The following is an 18,086-nucleotide window of genomic DNA, read 5'->3' as shown; positions in this document are numbered from 1 at the left end:
GCGGACGGGAACGGCACGACCGCCGGGCCCCGGCCGGGGCCCGGCGGGCTTACCGGTTCAGGCCCCGGTGGTGTGCATCGGATAACGACCGGATAACCTCCGTGACCGGACGTAGCACCACGGTGGGGGGTACACGGTGAGATTCCGGCTGCTCGGCGCAGTCGCGGCGGACGGTGCGGACGGCGCGCTCCAACTCGGGCCGGAGAAGCGGCGCAGCCTGCTCGCCCTGCTGCTGCTGCGCCGCGACCGCGCCGTGTCCGTCGCCCAGCTGATCGAGGCGCTCTGGGCGGACGAACCGCCCGCCAACGCCCGCACCGTGGTGCAGGGCCACGTCTCCCGGCTGCGCGCCCTGCTCGCCGGGGCGGGGGCCGAGGGGTACGGCGTCCGGCTCGCCACCGCGGGCGACGCCTACGTCCTGCAGTTGCCCGAAGGGCTGCTCGACGTCGAGCGGTTCGACGCGCTGGTCGCCGCCGCCCGGGTCGAGCAGCGCTCCACCGAGGTGGTCGGCACCCTCGAACAGGCCCTCGGCCTGTGGCGCGGCCCCGCCCTCACCGGCACCGTCGCCAGCACCCCGCTGGAAGCCTGGCGGCAGACCCTGGAGGAGAACCGGCTCGCCGCCGTCGAGGCGCTCGCCGACCACCTCCAGCGGCTCGGCGAACCCGCCCGCGCCGCCGAGCTGCTGCGCGCCGAGACGGTCGCCCACCCGCTGCGCGAATCGCTGGTCTCCGCACTGATGCTCGCCCTGGTCCGCGCCGGGCGGCAGTCCGACGCCATCGACTGGTACCACCGCACCCGGGAGGCCCTCGCCGACCGCCTCGGCGTCGACCCGGGCCGGGCCCTGAACGCCGCGTACGAGCGGATCCTGCGCGGCGAGAACGGCCGCACCGAGCCGGACGCGGGGGCGGTCACCGCTCCAGCCGCCGCCCCGGTTCCGGACCCCGCCCCGGTTCCGGACGCCGCCGGGCGGGCCCGGTCGGCGCCGCGCACCCCCGTCCGGACGGGCACCGAGGCACCTGCCGAGGACGCCGAGGACGCCGCGTCGTCGGCCGGGCCCGTTGCGTCCGCCGGGTCCGCTCCGTCCGCCGCCCGTTCGTCCGCTCCGTCCGCCGCCGTCGACCTGCTGCCCCGCGCCCCGCGCGGCTTCTACGGCCGGGTCACCGAACTGGCCGCGCTGGGCGACGCGTTGCGCACCGGGCCGGACGGGGCGATCGCCCTGGTCACCGGCCCGGCCGGGGTCGGCAAGACCGCGCTCGTGCTGGACTGGGCGCACCGGCACGGCGGTGGCTTCCCCGACGGCGTGCTGTTCGCCGACCTCGGCGGGTTCAGCGACCGTCCGGACCGCGAACTCGGCGACGTGCTGGCCGAGTTCCTGGTCGCCCTGGGCACCGACCCGGCGGACCTGCCGCCCACCCTGGCCGGCCGGGCCGCGCTCTACCGGCGGGCCACCACCGGGCTCCGGCTGCTGGTGGTGGTCGACAACGCCCGCGAGTCCGAACAGGTCCGGCCGCTGCTGCCGGCCGGCTCCGACTCGGCCGCGCTGGTCACCAGCCGGTACCGGATGCTCGGCCTGGTCGCCTCCGAACTCGCCCGCCCCGTCCCGCTGTCGGTGCTGCGTCCGGAGGAGTCGGCGGCCCTGCTGTCCCGGGTGCTGGGCCCGGCCCGGATCGCCGCCGAACCCGAGGCCGCCCGCGAACTCGCCGACCTGTGCGACGGGTTGCCGCTCGCGCTGCGGGTCGCCGCCGCCAAGGCCGCCGCCGACCCGCGCCGCGGCTTGGCCGCCGTTGCCGAGCAACTGCGGCACGAGCAGCACCGGTTGAGCCAGCTGGCGGCCGAGGAGATCAGCGTCACCAGTGCGCTGCGGATCTCGCACGAGCAACTCCCGCCCACCGCGGCCCGGTTGTTCCGCGCCCTCGGCCTGCACCCGGGCCCGATGGTCGACGCCCACACCGCCGCCGCCCTCGCCGACCTCGAACACCGGGACGCCGCCGAGGCGTTGGAGCAGCTCGCCGCCACCCACCTGGTCACCGAGACCGGCGCCGAGCAGTACACCCTGCACGACCTGGTCTGGCTGTACGCCCGCCAGCTCGCCGCCGAGACCGGCCGGTCCGAGCAGCGCGCCGCCCGTACCCGGCTCGCCGACCAGTACCTGCACACCGGCCTGGCCGCCGCGCTGTGCGCCGAACCCGCCAGCCGGCCCTGCTGCGAACCCCCGGCCGACAGCCGCCGTCCGCGCTCCGTCCCCGAGTTCGACGCCGCCGAGGACGCCCTGCAGTGGCTCGGCGCGCACCGCGAGACGCTCGCCGAGGTGATCGCCACCACGGGCCCGGAGCGGGCCTGGCGGCTGGTGCTCACCCAGTGGCCGCTGATCCTGCGCCGGGTCCGCGACGGCTGGGTGCCGCAGCTCCAGCTCGCCCTGGAGGCGACCGTGGAGACCGGGGACGTGGACGGCGAGAGCCAGGTGCGGGCGCTGCTCGGCTGGGTGCTGGTCTCCAACCGCCGCCTGCACGAGGCCGCCGCCTGCCTCGGCCCCGCCGCCGAGCTCGCCGCCCGGGCGGGCAACCAGGTCGGCCGGGCGATCGCCCTGGTCAACCTGGCCGCGGTGCACTCCGAGCTGGCCGAGCACGCCACCGCCGGAGCCGGGCTGGACCGGGCCCTGGAGATCGCGCTGGCCGCCGACCACCCGCACACCGTGGCGCTGGCCCGCCAGCACCTGGCCCGCCACCAGCTGGTGGTCGGCCGCCCCCGGCAGGCCCTCGACCACGCCCTGCACGGCCTCGCGCTGTGCACCGGCGAGCGCCCCGACCCGCGCCGCGTCCTGCTGCACGGCGCGGCCGGCGAGGCGCTCTCCGGCCTCGGCCGGCACGCCGAGGCCAGGACCCGGCTCGGCGCCGCCCTCACCGAGGCCGAGCGGATCGGCCACGACGAGGCCACCGCCGACGTGCTGCGCGCGCTGGCCCGGGCCGAGGACGCCGCCGGAGAGGCCCGGACCGCCGCCGCGCACCGCCGCCGGGCCGACCTGCTCTCCCCGGTCTGAACCCCGCCGCCGCCCCCGCCGCCGCCCGGCCCGGTCGCCGCCCCCGCCGAGGCCGCATTGACAGGCTGTCAGCAGCCTCGGTCTAATGCTGCTTCGCCGAACGCGCAGCTCACCGGGGGAGCCTGTAGTGGGACGTTCCAGGATCGAAGAAATGTTCGAACGCGACCGGGCCGCCAACGGCGCGGGCATCGTGCTCGACGAGGTGTCCGGAGGCCGCGCGGTGGCGCGGATGAAGGTCACCGGGGAGATGGCCAACGCGCACGGGATCGGGCACGGCGGGTACGTGTTCCTGCTGGCCGACGCCGCCTTCTCGTACGCCTGCAACAGCTACGGGCCGGTCGCGCTGGCCCAGGGCGCGCAGATCACCTTCCTGGCCCCGGCGCAGCTCGGCGACGAGCTGGTCGCGGAGGCCGTGGAGCGGACCATGGCGGGACGGCAGGGCGTCTACGACGTCACGGTGCGGACGGCGGCGGGCGCGGTGGTCGCCGAGTTCCGGGGCCAGAGCGTGCTGGTCGCGGGGGTGCCGCACAGCGGCTGAGGCCGGGGGAGGGGCGGGGACGCCCCTCACCGGGGGCGGCCCCGGGCTGTGCGGTCGGCGTAACCGCCGACCGTCCGCCGTGGAGACAGTCGTGAAATGCGCCCTTCCTACAGTCGCCACAGGCAGGTGCAGGTCGAACGGAAGGGCTCCCGTGGCCGGACAGGTGGCGCAGGACGCAGCGAAGCCGCAGCGACCGGGGACCGAACAGGTCAGGTCGGTCTGCTCCTACTGCGGGGTGGGCTGCGGCCTGCTCCTGGACGTCGGAACCGGCCCGGACGGCCGCCGCACCGTGCGGAAGGTCTCCGGCGACCCGGAGCACCCGGCCAACCGCGGCCGGCTGTGCACCAAGGGCGCGACCACCGCCGACATGCTGGCCGCGCCCGGCCGGCTCGGCACCGCCCTGGTCCGCCCCGCCCGGGGCGAGGACCCGGTGCCGACGCCGGTCGCCGAGGCGATCGCCGCCACCGGCCGCCGGCTGCGGGCGATCGTGGACGAGCACGGGCCGGACGCCTTCGCGCTGTACGTGTCGGGGCAGATGAGCCTGGAGGCCCAGTACCTGGCGAACAAGCTCGCCAAGGGGTACGTCCGGACCAACCAGATCGAGTCGAACTCCCGGCTGTGCATGGCCAGCGCCGGGACGGGCTACAAGCTGTCGCTGGGCGCGGACGGCCCGCCCGGCTCCTACCGGGACCTCGACCTGGCCGACGTGTTCCTGGTGATCGGCTCGAACGCCGCCGACTGCCACCCGATCCTGTTCCTGCGGATGATGGACCGGGTCAAGGCGGGCGCCAAGCTGATCGTCGTCGACCCCCGGCGCACCGCCACCGCCGCCAAGGCCGACCTGTTCCTGCAGATCCGCCCCGGCACCGACCTGGCCCTGCTGAACGGCCTGCTGCACCTGCTGCACGCGAACGGGCACACCGACCCGGCGTTCATCGAGCGGCACACCGAGGGCTGGGAGGCGATGCCCGACCTCCTCGCCGACTACCCGCCGGACCGGGTCGCCGAGCTCACCGGCCTGGCCGAGGCCGACATCCGCCGGGCCGCCGAACTCATCGGCGAGGCGGGGGAGTTCACCAGCCTGTGGACGATGGGGCTGAACCAGTCCACCCACGGCACCTGGAACACCAACGCCCTGGTCAACCTGCACCTGGCCACCGGCACCATCTGCCGCCCCGGCAGCGGCCCGTTCTCGCTGACCGGCCAGCCCAACGCGATGGGCGGCCGCGAGATGGGCTACATGGGCCCCGGGCTGCCCGGCCAGCGCTCCGTCCTCGCCCCCGCCGACCGCGAGTTCACCGAGCGGCTGTGGAACCTGCCGCCCGGCACGCTGCGCGCCGACGGCGTCGGCAAGGGCACCGTCGAGATGTTCGAGAAACTGGCCGACGGCGAGATCAAGGCGTGCTGGATCATCTGCACCAACCCGGTCGCCTCGGTCGGCAACCGGCGCACCGTGATAGCAGGCCTGGAGCAGGCCGAACTCGTCATCACCCAGGACGTGTTCGCCGACACCGAGACCAACGCGTACGCGGACGTGGTGCTGCCCGCCGCGCTGTGGACCGAGACCGAGGGCGTGCTGATCAACAGCGAACGCAACCTCACGCTGGCCCGCCCCGCCGCCGACGCCCCCGGCGAGGCCCTCCCCGACTGGCGGATCATCGCCGAAGTCGCCCGCGCCATGGGCTACTCGGAGGGCTTCGACTTCACCGACGCCGAGCAGGTCTTCGAGGAGCTCAAGCAGGCGTACAACCCCGTCACCGGCTGGGACCTGCGCGGCGCCTCCTACCCCCGGCTGCGCGACACCCCCGTGCAGTGGCCCGCCGCCGAGCCGGACGGGCCCGACCGCAACCCGATCCGCTACCTGCTGCCCGACGGCACCCCGCACTTCCCCACCCCCAGCGGCCGGGCCGCCTTCCACCCCCGCCCGCACCTCGACCCGGCCGAACTCCCGGACGACGACTACCCGTTCGTCCTGAACACCGGTCGGCTCCCGCACCAGTGGCACACCCTCACCAAGACCGCCAAGGTCGCCAAGCTCAGCAAGCTCGACCCGTCGCCGTTCGTCGAGATCCACCCCGAGGACGCGGCCGCGCTCGGCATCGGCGAGGGCGACGGCGTCGAGGTCTCCTCCCGGCGCGGCCGGGCCGTGCTGCCCGCCAAGGTCACCGACCGGGTGCAGCGCGGGAGTTGCTTCGCGCCGTTCCACTGGAACGACCTGTTCGGCGAGTACCTGTCGGTCAACGCGGTCACCTCCGACGCCGTCGACCCGCTCTCCTTCCAGCCCGAACTCAAGTACTGCGCGGTCTCGTTGGCCAAGGTCCCGACGCCGTCCCCGGTCCCCGTCACCGCCGTCGTCCCCTCCGCCGCGACCGCTGCCGCCTCCGCGGCCTCCTCCGCCTCGGTGTTCGGACTGGACCCCGCGCCCCCGCCGGTCCTCTCCGAGGTCGAACGCCGCTACCTGGCCGGGTTCCTGGCCGCCCTGCCGACCGGACTGCCCGGGGTGCCCGTGCTCCCCGCCGACGCCCCCTTCGACCCCGGGCACGCCCAGTGGGTCAACGGCGCACTGGCCGGCCTCTACTCGCGCACCGCCGCCCCCGCCCCGGCCGCCGCCGGCCCCGCCGCCACCCGCCAGCTCCTCGTCCTGTGGGCCTCGCAGACCGGCACCGCCGAGGAGTACGCCACCGCCGCCGCCGCCCGCCTCACCGCCGGCGGCCACCCCGCCGCCCTGCACGCGATGGCCGACACCGACCCGGCCGCGCTGCCCGGCGACGCCGACCTGCTGCTGATCACCTCCACCTACGGCGACGGCGACGCCCCCGACAACGGCGCCGGCTTCTGGGACGCGCTCAGCGCCGACGGCACCACCCGCCTCGACGGCCGCCGCTACGCCGTCCTCGCCTTCGGCGACTCCAACTACCAGGACTTCTGCGGCCACGGCCGCCGCCTCGACACCCGCCTCGCCGAACTCGGCGCCCACCGCCTCGCCCCGCGCGCCGACTGCGAACCCGACTACGAGAACACCGCCGACAGCTGGCTGGAGGGCGTCCTGGCCGCCCTCGGCCGGCAGGCCGCGTCCCCGCCGCCGGCCCCGGCCGCCGGGCCCGCCACCGCCACCGCCCCGCGCCGCAGCACCACCCCCGCCCGGCTGGTCGGCAACCGGCTGCTCTCCGGCCCCGGTTCGGGCAAGGAGGTGCGCCGCTTCACCTTCGACACCGGCGACCTCGGCCTCCCGCTCGACTACGCCGCCGGCGACGCGCTCGCCGTCCACCCCGTCAACTCGCCCGTCCTGGTGGACGAATGGCTCGCCGTCACCGGCCTGCCCGGCGACAGCGCCGTCACCCTCCCCGGCCCCGGCGAACTGCCGCTGCGCGAGGCCCTCACCCGGCACCTCGACATCACCAGGGTCAGCCCCAAGCTGCTCCGCTTCACCGCCGAACGCACCCGCGACGACCGCGAGTTGCGCGCCCTGCTGCGCGCCGACAACACCGACGCGCTGGCCCGCTGGACCTGGGGACGCCAAGCCGTCGACGTGGCCGCAGAGTTCGGCGTCCGCGCCACCGCCCAGGAGTGGGCCGAGGTGTTCGGCAAGCTCCAGCCCCGCCAGTACTCGATCTGCTCCAGCCCGCTCACCGACCCCCGACTGGTCTCGCTCACCGTCTCGGTGGTCCGCTGGGACAGCCTCAAGGGCCAGCCGCGCGGCGGCGTCTGCTCCACCCACCTCGCCGACGCCGAACCAGGCGCCACCGTCCCCGTCCACCTCCAGCGCTCCCCGCACTTCCGCCCGCCCGCCGACCCCGCCACCCCCATGATCATGGTCGGCCCCGGCACCGGCGTCGCCCCCTTCCTCGGCTTCCTGGAGGACCGCCGCGCCCGCGGCCACCGCGCCCCCAACTGGCTGTTCTTCGGCGAACAGCACCGGGCCACCGACTTCTACTACCAGGAGGAACTCGCCGCCCACCTCGCCGACGGCACCCTCAGCCGCCTCGACACCGCCTTCTCCCGCGACCAGCGCGCCAAGGTCTACGTCCAGGACCGGATGCGCGAACACGGCCACCACCTCTGGTCCTGGCTCCAGGACGGCGCCCACTTCTACGTCTGCGGCGACGCCTCCCGGATGGCCAAGGACGTCGACCGCGCCCTCCACGACATCGCCACCACCCACGGCAACCTCACCCCGGAGGACGCCACCGCCTACGTCAAGTCCCTCGCCGCCGAGAAGCGCTACGTCCGCGACGTCTACTGAGCCGCCACCGGCCACACCTATTTGAACGCGTTCAGGGTTGCGGTAGCGTACTGGTCGTGCGCCGCCGGACCGTGGCGTTCATCCTGGTACGCCCGCATGCCGTCGGTGCGGTGGGCGCAGCACCATGTACGAGAACGGGGGCGGAGCCATGCCCGGGAGCGGATTCGACGAGTGGGTGGCGGCGTTCGAGGCGGAGAAGGCGCGCCGGGAGTGGATCGCGGACCCGGAGTGGGGGCACGGGGTCGAGCTGCCCGCGGTGGTGGTGCGGAGCCTGCAGAAGTTCCAGGTCGGGGAGGACGGGGACGGGGCCAACCTGCGGGCCAAGGCGGATCTGGCGGGGGACGCGGCGTACTCGGCGGCGGTGCGGCTGTTCGTCGACGAGGAGCGCAACCACGCGCGGCTGCTCGCCGAGCTGCTGGGAGCGGCCGGGGCGCCGCTGCTGGACGGGCACTGGAGCGACCGGATCTTCGTCCGGGTGCGCCGACTGCTGGGGTTGCGGACCGAGTTGATGGTGCTGATGGTCGCCGAGCTGGTCGCCGTCGAGTACTACCGCAGCCTGCGGGACGGCCTCGCGGACCCGCTGGCCCGCGAGGTCACCGGCCGGATCCTGCGCGACGAGCGGCGCCACATCCCGTTCCACGTCCAGCGGTTGCGGCAGTCCTTCGGTGAAATCGCTCCGTCCGCCCGCCCGTTCGCGCAGCTGGCCTGGCTGCTGCTGGCCCTCGCGGGCGCCCTGTTCGTCGCCGTCGACCACGGCCCGGCGCTGCACGCCGTCCGGGCCTCCCGGGGCCGCTTCCTGGGCGCGGTGGCCCGCCACGCCCGGGTGGTCGGTGCCCGGATGGCGGCCCGGGAGGGTCGGGCGGTGGCGGACCCGCAGGCGGGGTAGGGCGGCTACTCGCCGGTGGCGCCGTCGAGGCGTTCGCGCAGCAGGTCGGCGTGGCCGTTGTGGCGGGCGTACTCCTCGATCAGGTGGGTGACGACGTAGCGGAGGGTGAAGACCTCCTCGTGCCGGTGGATCGGGGTGTCGAGCGAGGCGGCGTCGTTGACGGTGGCGCGGGAGCGGGCGGACTCCTCGTGCCAGGTGCGGAACGCCTCGTCGGGGTCGGCGGCGTCCACCTCGAAGGCGGCGTCACCGGGCCAGTGCGCGGGGGCGTCGTCGCCGTTGACGACGTTGCGGAACCAGCTGCGCTCGACCTCGGCGAGGTGCCGGACCAGGCCGAGCAGGGAGAGCTCGGAGGGCGGTACGGCCCGCAGCCGCAGCTGTTCGGCCGTCAGGCCGGCGCACTTCATCGCCAGCGTCTCGCGCTGGTACTGGAGGAACTCGGTCAGGGAGGCCCGGTCGTCGGCCACCCGGGAGGGCTCGGTGCGCTGGAGGTCGCTCATCGGACCATCATGCCAACCCGGGCGGCCGGACGGGTCAGTGCGCGGGGCGTTCGTCGATGACCTGGCGGAGCTTTCCGGTCCGGGGGTTGGTGACGAGCTCGGCGCGCGGCACCCACTCGACCCGCAGCGGGTGGATCGCGCCGATCGCGGCCTCGGAGACGTACGCGGGCCGGGCGTCGAGGACGGCGCGGCGCAGGGTCTCGGTGAGTTCGGCGGGCGGCGGGGACTGGGTGGTGTGGCCGAGGCGGATGATCAGGCCGTCGCGGTTCTCACAGCGGCGCTGGACGAGTTGCATGCCGGTGATGTGGTGCCCGGGGTCGTGGGCGAGCAGCACGTCGCGGACGTCCTCGGTGGGCATCGAGACGATGCCGACCCGGGCGCCCTCGGTGGAGCGGCCGAGCAGCCGGAAGGTGCGGCGGTCGGAGTCCGTCCACTCGGCCCGGTCGCCCGCCGGGTAGCGCAGGATCGGCACCAGGGTGCGGAACAGGTTGGTGACCACCACCCGCCCGGGGACGCCGGGTTCGGTGATCGGCTCGCCGGTGGCGTCGTCGACGAGTTCGACCACCGTCCGGTTGGGGAAGGCCCGGTGGACCCGCAGGTCGTCCCCGGCGGGCACCGGTCCGGCGACCAGTCCGGCGTCCACCGAGGCGTAGCCGATCGAGGAGAGCGCGGCGTTCGGGAAGGCCGAACGCAGCAGCGGGCGCAGGTCGTTGAACAGGATGTCGCCGCCGAACAGGATCAACTCGACCTGCGGGGCCGGCCGTTCCTGCTTGAGCAGCGTCTCGGCGACGGCCGACAGCTTCATCGGCTCGCCCGCCAGCACGTCCACCCCGAAGGAGTGCACCAGGTCGGCCACGTACTCGTCGGGCGCGGTGGCCACCGGCAGCCGTACGTTGTCGATCGGCGCGTGGTGCAGCGCGCCCTCGATGAACAGGAAGCCGCTGTAGAACTCGCCGGCCCGGAACAGGTTGGCGACCTTCTGCCCGGGCCGGAGCCCGGCGTCGACCAGCCCGGCGCCGAACGCGCTGACCGAGTCGAAGTGTTCGGAGCGGGTCCACGGCGAGAACTTGGGCGCGCCGGTGGTGCCGCCGGACTTGTAGACGGCGGCGTCGGTCAGCGGGCCGGTCAGCAGCCGGTTGTCCGGCCAGCGGTTGGCCGACCAGAACGCGACGTGGTCGATGAGGGGCAGCTGGGTGAGCGAGGTGACGACGGCGGGGACGTCGCGGTACAGCTCGGCGTAGAACGGCGAGTTGCGCCGGGCGTGGTCGACGAGCGCGTGAAGCGGCAGTGCGGGCACGGTGGTTGCTCCTCAGGGCAGGGGGTTCAGGCCGATCCAGTCGCGGGCGAGCCGCTGCACGGCGCCGCCGTCGCGGTCGGCGAGCTTGGCGTCCAGGTAGGCCGCGGCCCACGGACCGGTGGGGATCCGGAACGGCGGCCGCTCCTCGGCGAGCGCGCGCAGCACCGCGGCGGCGACCTCCGCCGCGGGCTGCCCGGCCCCCGCCCAGTGCGCGCCGATCCGTTCCCCGTAGGCGGCGAAGGTCTCCGCGTACGGGCCCGAAGCGGCCTGCACGGTACGGCGGTTCACGTCCGGGAAGATCCCGAACCGGGTGTCCGGGACGTAGCCGGGCACCAGCACCGAGACCCGCACGCCGTGCGCGGCGGCGACCGGGGCGAGCGACTCCATGAAGCCCTCGACGGCGAACTTCGCCGCGCAGTACGCCTCGTTGAAGGGCTGGCCGACCACGCCGTGCACGCTGCCGATGGTCAGCAGCCGCCCGCCGGAGGCCCGCAGCAGCGGCATCGCGGCGCGCGAGACGGCGACCGTGCCGAAGAAGTTGACCTCCAGGTTGGCGCGCAGCGCCTTCGCGGTGGACATCTCCAGGGTCGGGTCGGAGTTGGAGATCCCGGCGTTGTTGACCAGCGCGTCGAGCCGGTCGATCCCGGCGAAGCAGGCCGCCACCGAGTCCTCGTCGGTGACGTCCAGCCGCCGCACCTCGGCCGCCGGCGCGGCCGCCCGCAGCGCGTCGGCCCGCCCCGGGTCGCGGACGGTGGCGAGCACCTCCCAGCCGGCCCGGCTCGCGGCGGCCGCGGTGGCCAGCCCGATGCCGGAGGAGCAGCCGGTGACCAGTAGCCGCTGACGATCCGTCATTTCCTGGCCTCCGCGGGTTCGGTGGCGCCGTCGGCGGGCGCGGTCGGCTCGGGGAAGAGGTCCACGGCCTTCGGCAGGTCGGCGTCCATCCGGGGCTGCACGCCGAGCGCGGGCAGGAAGGAGCAGGCGGCCAGCAGGGTGCCGCCGACCATGGTCCAGCGGGCCGCGTCCAGGACGCCGAGCGGGCCGGTGAGCAGTGAGACGGCGAGGCCGCCGGCCAGCGCGGCGAGCGGGATCACGCCCCAGGTGGCGGTGCGGAACGCGGCGTGCATGACGCCCTGGTGCCGCGCGGACATCCGGGACTGCCGGGCGGGCGCCGAGCACACGTTGATGCAGGACATGAAGAAGCCGTAGGCGCCCATGGTGACGGCGATGACCGGACCGGCGGGCAGCGTCGGCGCGGCCAGGACGCCCAGGCCCACCAGGCAGTGCAGCAGCAGCGCCCAGGCCATGGTCCGGCCGATGCCCAGGCGTTCGCCGATCCGCGGGGCGACCAGCGCGCCCAGCAGCGCGCCGACCGCGCCCGCGGACATCGCGGCGCCGTACACGCCGACGCTGACGCCCAGGCCCCGGTAGGCGAGCACCGGCATCACGGTGACGAACACCGGGCCGCCGGAGTTGAGGGTGACGGCCGCCAGCACCACCCGGCGCAGCACCGGGTCCTGCCAGTTGAGCCGGAAGCCGAGGGTGAGCCGCTGCCACACCGACCCCTGGGCGACGGTGGGCCGCCCCCAGGGCCGCATCCAGCGGAAGCAGGCCGCCGAGACCAGGTAGCTGGCCGCGTCCACCAGCAGCGAGGCCGCGCCGAGCGCCCCGTACAGGGCGGCGGCGATCGACGGCCCGGAGACCTCGGCGACCGAGCCGCTGCCCTCCAGCCGGGAGTAGGCGCGCACCAGGTGCGGCTGCTCGACCACGGCCGGGACGGCCACCAGGTAGCCGACGTTGAAGAAGATGGTCGCCCCGGAGACCGCCGCGACGCAGCAGAACAGCAGCGGCGTGGAGAGCAGGTCCAGCCAGTACGCGGCCGGGATCACCGCGACCGCCACCAGCCGCACCAGGTCGCAGGCGATCAGGGTGCGCCGCTTGTCCCAGCGGTCGACCAGGACGCCCGCCACCGGGCCGAGCAGCGGGATGCCCAGGTACTGGGCCATCGCGACGACGCCGACCTGCAGCGCCGAGGCGTGCAGCACGAAGATCATCAGGGTCGGGACGACGAACACCGTCACCCGGTCGCCGACGTTCGAGACCGACTTGCCGAACCAGAACAGGTTGAAGCCCCGGCCCAGTTGCTCGGGCCTGCGCGGTTTCACGGGCCCTCGGCTCACAGTTCCTCCCGGACGGCGAACCCGGCGGTCTTCCCGGTCCGGTCGTTGCTGATCAGCGCGTCCACCACCCGGACCCGCACGTGCTCCGGGTCGTGGACGAAGGCGGTGCTCAGGGTGAAGGTCTCGGCCAGCAGCGCGCGGCGCAGCGAGTCCGGGTCGGGCAGCGCGCCGAGCACCAGGACGTCCACCGACTCCGCCCGGCCGCCCCGCTCGGTGACCAGCACCTGGGCCCGGGTGACGCCCGGCTCGCGTTCGACCCGGGCCAGCAGCTCGTCCACGTGCAGGCCCAGGCCGCGCACCTGCACCACGTTGTCCCGGCGGCCCAGCACCCGCATCGCCGGGCCCGGCCGCCCGCACGGGCAGGGCACCAACTCGCCCGCGTCGCCGGTGCGGTAGCGCAGCACCGGGTTGAGCATGGCCGGGTCGAGCGAGGTGAAGTCCAGCAGCCCGCCGTCACCGACGTGCACCAGCTGGTGCGGGAACGGGTGGAAGGTGTCGGCCGGGCAGTCGGGGGAGTTGGCGCCCACCACCCAGGTCTCGGTGGAGCCGAACATGCCGTGCCGGCGGGCCTTCGGCGCGACCGCCGCCAGGTCCTCCTCCAGCTGCGGCTGCCACGCCTCGCCCAGCCACAACACCTTGCGCAGCGACGGGAGTTCGATCCCGGCGGCGCGGGCGTGCGCGAACCACAGCCGCAGCACGCTCGGGGTGCCGCCGATCGCGGTGACCTTCCGGTCGGCCAGGAAGCCCAGCCACTGCGGGTACTCCTCGGCGGTCACCGAGCCGAGCGCGATCACCCGGCAGCCGGACAGGTCGGCCAGGCCCGCCGCCAGGAAGTGCGCGCCCCACATCCGGCCCGCGCCCCAGGCGTTGACGAACACGTCGTCCCGCTCCAGCGGCTGCCAGTGCTCGAACACCTTCGCCATGTAGAACCCGGTCGGCGCGTAGCCGACCTTCGGCGCCCCCGTCGAACCGCCGCTCTGGAACAGCCAGGTCGCGCCGTGCTCGGCGGCCGGCTCCAGGTGCGCCAGCGCGGTGTTCAGGTCGTCCTTGGCCAGCGGCGGCAGCGCGGCCAGCTCCGCCAGCGTGCCGGGCGGCGCGGCGGCCGCGTACCGGTCGCCGAACTCCGGTACGCCGCGCAGCAGTTCCAGCGTCCGGCGGGCCACCGCCAGGCCCTCGGCGGCCGCCGCCTCGGTGAGCGAGAAGGTCGTGCGAGTGGTCATCGCCGCACGCCCCCGTCCGCCAGGAAGGCCGCGTGCGCGTCCCGGTAGGCGGCGAACCGGGCCCGGGTGACCGCGCGTTGCACCGGGCGGCCGGGGTCCTCCAGGTCCGGGGCGATCACCCCGTCCGGCTCCAGCTCGGAGAACCAGAACCGCTCGCCGTCGTGCAGGAAGTCCACGCAGAAGAACGGGATCGGCAGCTTCTTCGCGAAGTAGGCCGTGGCGTCCACGAGTTCGTCCGGTACGGGACAGAACTCCATCGACCCGCCGCGGCTCGCGTTGGCCACCGGCGAGCCCGCCTCCGGGGTGCGCCGCAGCGCCGCGTACGGCTGCCCGTCGATCACGTACACCCGGTAGTCGACCGTGCCGTCCCCCAGGTACGGCTGCGCCACCAGCACGGTGTCGCCGCCCTGCGCCAGGCTGGCCAGGCCGCGCACGTCCTCCCGGGAGCGGGCCAGGCAGATCCCGCCGCCGCCGCACCAGCCGGACGGCTTCACGATCGCCGGGAAGGTCAGCCCGTCCAGCGCCGCCTCGTACTGGTGCTTGGAGACGTCCCGCCCGGAGCCGATCCGCACCGACGGGACGGGCGGCACCGGCGAGTCGGCCAGGAACAGCACCGTCGCCAGCTTGTCGTTGCCCAGCAGCGACACCTGCGCCGGGAACGGCAGGTAGAACCCGGCCTGCTCCAGCACGGTGCACAGGGTCAGCTGGTTGAACACGTCCATCGACTGGTACGGCAGCGAGTACAGCGCCGTGATGAACAGGGTGTCCCGCGGCGTCACCCGCTCGCCGTCCACGTACACCCGCGGCCGGGCCGGGTCGGTGCCGTCCACCGTCACCGCCTCCGGGGCGTGCATCGTCCAGGACAGGCCCAGTTCGGCGGCGATCTCCGCGTACATGTCCCAGAAGTAGTGCTTCCACATCGCGCCCGACCGGCTGGACTCCCGGTCCGGGAAGATCCAGCACATCCGGCGCAGCGGCGCCCGCTGCTCGCTCATTCGCCCTCCTCCAGCTCGCTCATGTCGAACTCCCCGCCCCGGGAAGCCCGTTCGACGCGTTCGGCCCACCAGGCCCGCCCCTCCGGCGGCAGGGTGTCCACCGGGTCCACGTACGGGTGCCGGCGGCCCAGCCCGTCCGGGCCGAACGACCCGGCGCCGCCGCGCAGTTCGAGCCCGGTGCGGTAGTTCTTGGTCCACCACGAGACGCCGCGGACCCGGTCGTAGCCGACCGCCTGGTGCACCCAGCGCTTGCCGACGTGCGGCACGTCGGCGACCAGCCGGGGCGTGGCGTAGCCCGGCAGGTAGCCGAGGATCGCCTCCTGGAGGCGCTGCGCGGCGGCCAGCGGCAGCCGCCAGTGCTCGGCGTTCGGGACGACGTCGCACAGGTAGAAGTAGTACGGCAGGACGTTGGCCTCGCCCTGCAGCGCGAAGCACAGGTCGAGCAGCGCCTGGGGACTGTCGTTCACGCCGCGCATCAGCACGCCCTGGTTGCGCACGTCCCGCACGCCCGCGTCCAGCAGGGCCCGGGCCGCCTCGGCGACCAGCGGGGTGACGGACGCCGCGTGGTTGGCGTGGGTGTGCACCGCCAGGTTGACCGAGCGCCGGGCGGCCAGCCGGGCCACCCGCTCCACCCCGGCCAGCACCTCCGGCTGCAGCCAGTGCTGCGGCAGCCCGACCACCGACTTGCTGGCCAGCCGGACGTCCCGCACCGAGCCCAGTTCCAGCAGCCGCAGCAGGAAGGACTCCAGCCGGGGCCACGGCACGTTCGCCAGGTCGCCGCCGGAGACCACCACGTCCCGCACCGACGGGGTGCGCTTGAGGTAGTCGAGCATCTGCTCCTCGCGGTCCGCCGGGCGCAGCACCAGCCGGGTCTTGGCGACCTGCGGGGTGGAGCGGCCGACCAGGTCCATCCGGGTGCAGTGCCCGCAGTACTGCGGGCAGGTGGCCAGCAGTTCGGCCAGCACCTTGGTCGGGTAGCGGTGGGTCAGCCCCTCCACCACCCACATCTGCGCCTCGTGCAGCGAGTCCCGGGCCGCCAGCGGGTGACTGGGCCAGGACGGGTGCCGGTCGGTGCGCACCGGCAGCATGTAGCGCCGTACCGGATCGGCCAGGAACGCCTCGGTGAACGCGGCCGGCTCCAGCGCGGCGCCGACCGCCATGGTGTTCAGCATGTGCGGCGGGACCAGCACCGACATGGTCGCGAACTCCCGCTGGTCGGCCGCAAGTTCGTCGTAGAACCGGTCGGTCAGCAGCGGCCCGAACACCTGCCGCAGCTGCCGCTCGCCCTGCACGCAGTGCGCCCGCTGCCACTGGGCGTCGCGCCACTGCGCGGCCGTCACCTGCCGCCAGCCCGGCAGCCGCCGCCAGTCCGGTTCCACCAGTGGCCGCCGCAGGTACTGGTAGGGCTGTGCTCCGCCGTCCATCAGGAGGCCGAAGCGGTGAGCAACCGGGCGTGCCGGGTGCGCAGTTCCCGCTTGAGCACCTTGCCGGTCGGGCCGAGCGGGAAGTCCCCGTCGGTGCGGGCCACCCGCAGCGCGGCCAGCTCGGCCAGCCCGGCCCGGGCGAGTTCGGCGTTGGCGGCCTTCAACAGTCCGTCCTCGTCCAGGACTTCGGCGCTCTCCTGGAGCTGGACGACGGCGACCGGCCGCTGTCCGCCGTCCGGGTGCGGCACGCCCACCACCGAGCAGTCGCGCACCAGTTCGGCGCAGTCGGCGAGCAGCACCTCCTCCAGCGGCAGGCTGTACACCGGCCCGTCCAGGGTGTCGATCACGTCCACCGTCCGGTCCAGGTGGAAGAACCGGCCCTCGGCGTCCCGGTAGGCCACGTCGCCGGTCAGCCAGTACCCGGACAGCCGGAAGCTCGCCGTCAGCCGCTCGTCGTTCCAGTACCCGGGGGTGATCGAGGGCGCCCGCACCGCCAGCAACCCCACCGTCCCGTCCGGGACTTCGACGCCGTCCTGGTCCAGTACGACGGCATCCTCCACCACCTCGGACGGCTTGCCCACGCAGCGGTCCGCGCGCTCCGTCTCCGGCGAGGTGACCTGCCCGAACAGCGCCATGCCCATCTCGGAGGAGCCCAGCCCGTCCACGAACTGCGAGCCGGGGAGCGCCGGTTGTTCGGCCTTCTCCTGCGGCAGCAGCCACGGCCTGATCAACCCGGCCGGGCGCTCACCCAGTCGCACCAGCCGCCGGACGTGCCCGTAGTGCGCGCTGTCGCCGGTGTTGAACCAGGAGTGCACCCGGGCCGCGCCCGCCACCGGCAGCTCGCCGGTCGCCAACTCGACGAAGGTGCGCGGGAAGGAGGCCACCATGGTCGGCTGGAACGCCTCCATCACCGGCTCCACCACCGCGCGCCGCCAGCCCGCCATCACCACCGTCGGCAGGCCCAGCAGCGTGGCGGTCAGGAAGTAGCTCAGGCCGCCCGCGTGGGTGTGCGGCATCAGCGACATCAACCGGTCCGACGGCTCGGCCGGGAAGCGGGTCATCCGCGGCTGCTTGCCCTCCCAGAACTGCCGGTGCGCCAGGACCGTCGACTTCGGGGTGCCGGTCGTCCCGGAGGAGTGGATCAGCGCCACCACGTCCTCGGCCGCGTGCTGGTACGGGTACCGCTCCGGCAGCGCCGCCGCGGCCGGGTCGGACGCCTGCACCTCGGCGGTCAGCGCCAGGAACCGGGGCCGGCGCTGCGGGTCCTGCCGGTACGCCGCGGCCAGCCGGGTGGTGTCGTCCGCGACCACCCCGACCACGCCGACGTGGTTCAGGTAGCGCACCATGACGTCCGGCCGCATCGCGTCGTTGACCAGCGCCGGGACGGCGCCCAGCGCGGTCAGCGCGAAGAAGTGCAGCAGCGGTTCCAGGCCCTCCGCCACCACCACGCCCACCGGCTCGCCCGGCCGCACGCCCATCGCGTGGTACCAGGCCGCGTACCGGTCGCGCAGCGCCACCAGGTCCAGCAGGCTGTGGCCGACCAGCACCACCTGCCCGCGGTGGTCCAGCCGGTGGGAGAAGGCGTACGGCACCGCCCGGTTCGGGTTCGCCCCGGCCGCCCGGTCGAGGAAGTTGCCCGCACCGAGGGTCGGATCGCTCGCGAACCGCTCCCGGACGGGCAGCGGGGCGAGGGGGGTCTGGTCGCTCATGGCGCTCTCCAAGCAGGACTCGTCGCCGGGGCCGCCCTCGCGGGGCGCGCGCCGGTCAGGGGAAAG

12 protein-coding genes are annotated in these 18,086 nt (G+C 74.7%); 4 read left to right on the top strand and 8 right to left on the bottom strand.

Annotation, left to right across the window (positions count from 1 at the left end; translation table 11 throughout):
* The first annotated feature begins 136 nt into the window (after positions 1–136).
* The 4 genes from ABD345_RS18155 (at position 137) to ABD345_RS18140 (ending at position 8,701) form a co-directional block, all read left to right on the top strand.
* The gene (locus ABD345_RS18155; protein ID WP_344553283.1) at positions 137–3,034 is read left to right on the top strand and encodes an AfsR/SARP family transcriptional regulator; all 2,898 of its coding nucleotides are present in this window, start codon (positions 137–139) and stop codon (positions 3,032–3,034) included.
* A gap of 151 nt (positions 3,035–3,185) precedes the next feature.
* Positions 3,186–3,572, top strand: coding sequence for a hydroxyphenylacetyl-CoA thioesterase PaaI (gene paaI, locus ABD345_RS18150; protein ID WP_344553282.1), 387 nt, complete (start codon positions 3,186–3,188; stop codon positions 3,570–3,572).
* A 151-nt stretch (positions 3,573–3,723) separates the two neighbouring features.
* Positions 3,724–7,815 (top strand): bifunctional nitrate reductase/sulfite reductase flavoprotein subunit alpha, encoded by a 4,092-nt coding sequence (locus ABD345_RS18145; protein ID WP_344553281.1) that lies wholly within the window; start codon positions 3,724–3,726, stop codon positions 7,813–7,815.
* Between the two features lie 148 nt (positions 7,816–7,963).
* A complete protein-coding gene (locus ABD345_RS18140) occupies positions 7,964–8,701 on the top strand; it encodes a ferritin-like domain-containing protein (protein ID WP_344553280.1) in 738 nt (245 codons plus the stop codon).
* 5 nt (positions 8,702–8,706) lie between these two features.
* Here the strand turns inward: ABD345_RS18140 and ABD345_RS18135 are convergent, their stop codons facing one another.
* From ABD345_RS18135 to ABD345_RS18100, 8 genes are read right to left on the bottom strand one after another with little or no spacing between them, the layout of a single operon-like run.
* Entirely contained in the window at positions 8,707–9,198 is a 492-nt protein-coding gene (locus ABD345_RS18135) for a DinB family protein (protein ID WP_344553279.1), read from the bottom strand.
* A 34-nt stretch (positions 9,199–9,232) separates the two neighbouring features.
* Positions 9,233–10,495: a phenylacetate--CoA ligase family protein gene (locus ABD345_RS18130; RefSeq protein ID WP_344553278.1), complete on the bottom strand. Its 1,263-nt coding sequence runs from the start codon at positions 10,493–10,495 to the stop codon at positions 9,233–9,235.
* A gap of 12 nt (positions 10,496–10,507) precedes the next feature.
* A complete protein-coding gene (locus tag ABD345_RS18125) occupies positions 10,508–11,347 on the bottom strand; it encodes an SDR family NAD(P)-dependent oxidoreductase (RefSeq protein ID WP_344553277.1) in 840 nt (279 codons plus the stop codon).
* Positions 11,344–12,657: an MFS transporter gene (locus tag ABD345_RS18120; RefSeq protein ID WP_344553276.1), complete on the bottom strand. Its 1,314-nt coding sequence runs from the start codon at positions 12,655–12,657 to the stop codon at positions 11,344–11,346. Before ABD345_RS18120 ends, ABD345_RS18125 begins: the two co-directional genes overlap by 4 nt.
* 11 nt (positions 12,658–12,668) lie before the next feature.
* Positions 12,669–13,892 carry a phenylacetate--CoA ligase family protein gene (locus tag ABD345_RS18115; RefSeq protein WP_344553275.1) on the bottom strand — a complete coding sequence of 408 codons (1,224 nt, stop codon included), beginning with the start codon at positions 13,890–13,892 and terminating at the stop codon, positions 12,669–12,671.
* Positions 13,889–14,887, bottom strand: coding sequence for an ATP-grasp domain-containing protein (locus tag ABD345_RS18110; protein WP_344553274.1), 999 nt, complete (start codon positions 14,885–14,887; stop codon positions 13,889–13,891). Before ABD345_RS18110 ends, ABD345_RS18115 begins: the two co-directional genes overlap by 4 nt.
* On the bottom strand, positions 14,884–16,311 hold the full coding sequence (locus ABD345_RS18105) for a KamA family radical SAM protein (protein WP_344553273.1): 1,428 nt from the start codon (positions 16,309–16,311) through the stop codon (positions 14,884–14,886). The genes ABD345_RS18110 and ABD345_RS18105 overlap by 4 nt, the downstream gene beginning before the upstream one ends.
* Complete coding sequence (locus ABD345_RS18100; RefSeq protein ID WP_344553272.1) at positions 16,311–18,020, bottom strand: class I adenylate-forming enzyme family protein; 1,710 nt, start codon at positions 18,018–18,020, stop codon at positions 16,311–16,313. The genes ABD345_RS18105 and ABD345_RS18100 overlap by 1 nt, the downstream gene beginning before the upstream one ends.
* Positions 18,021–18,086 lie beyond the last annotated feature (66 nt).

It is taken from the genome of Kitasatospora saccharophila (assembly GCF_039529925.1).
Lineage (GTDB): Bacteria > Actinomycetota > Actinomycetes > Streptomycetales > Streptomycetaceae > Kitasatospora > Kitasatospora saccharophila.
Note: the sequence above shows the minus strand (reverse complement) of the source record. Positions and strands in the feature narration are given on the sequence as shown.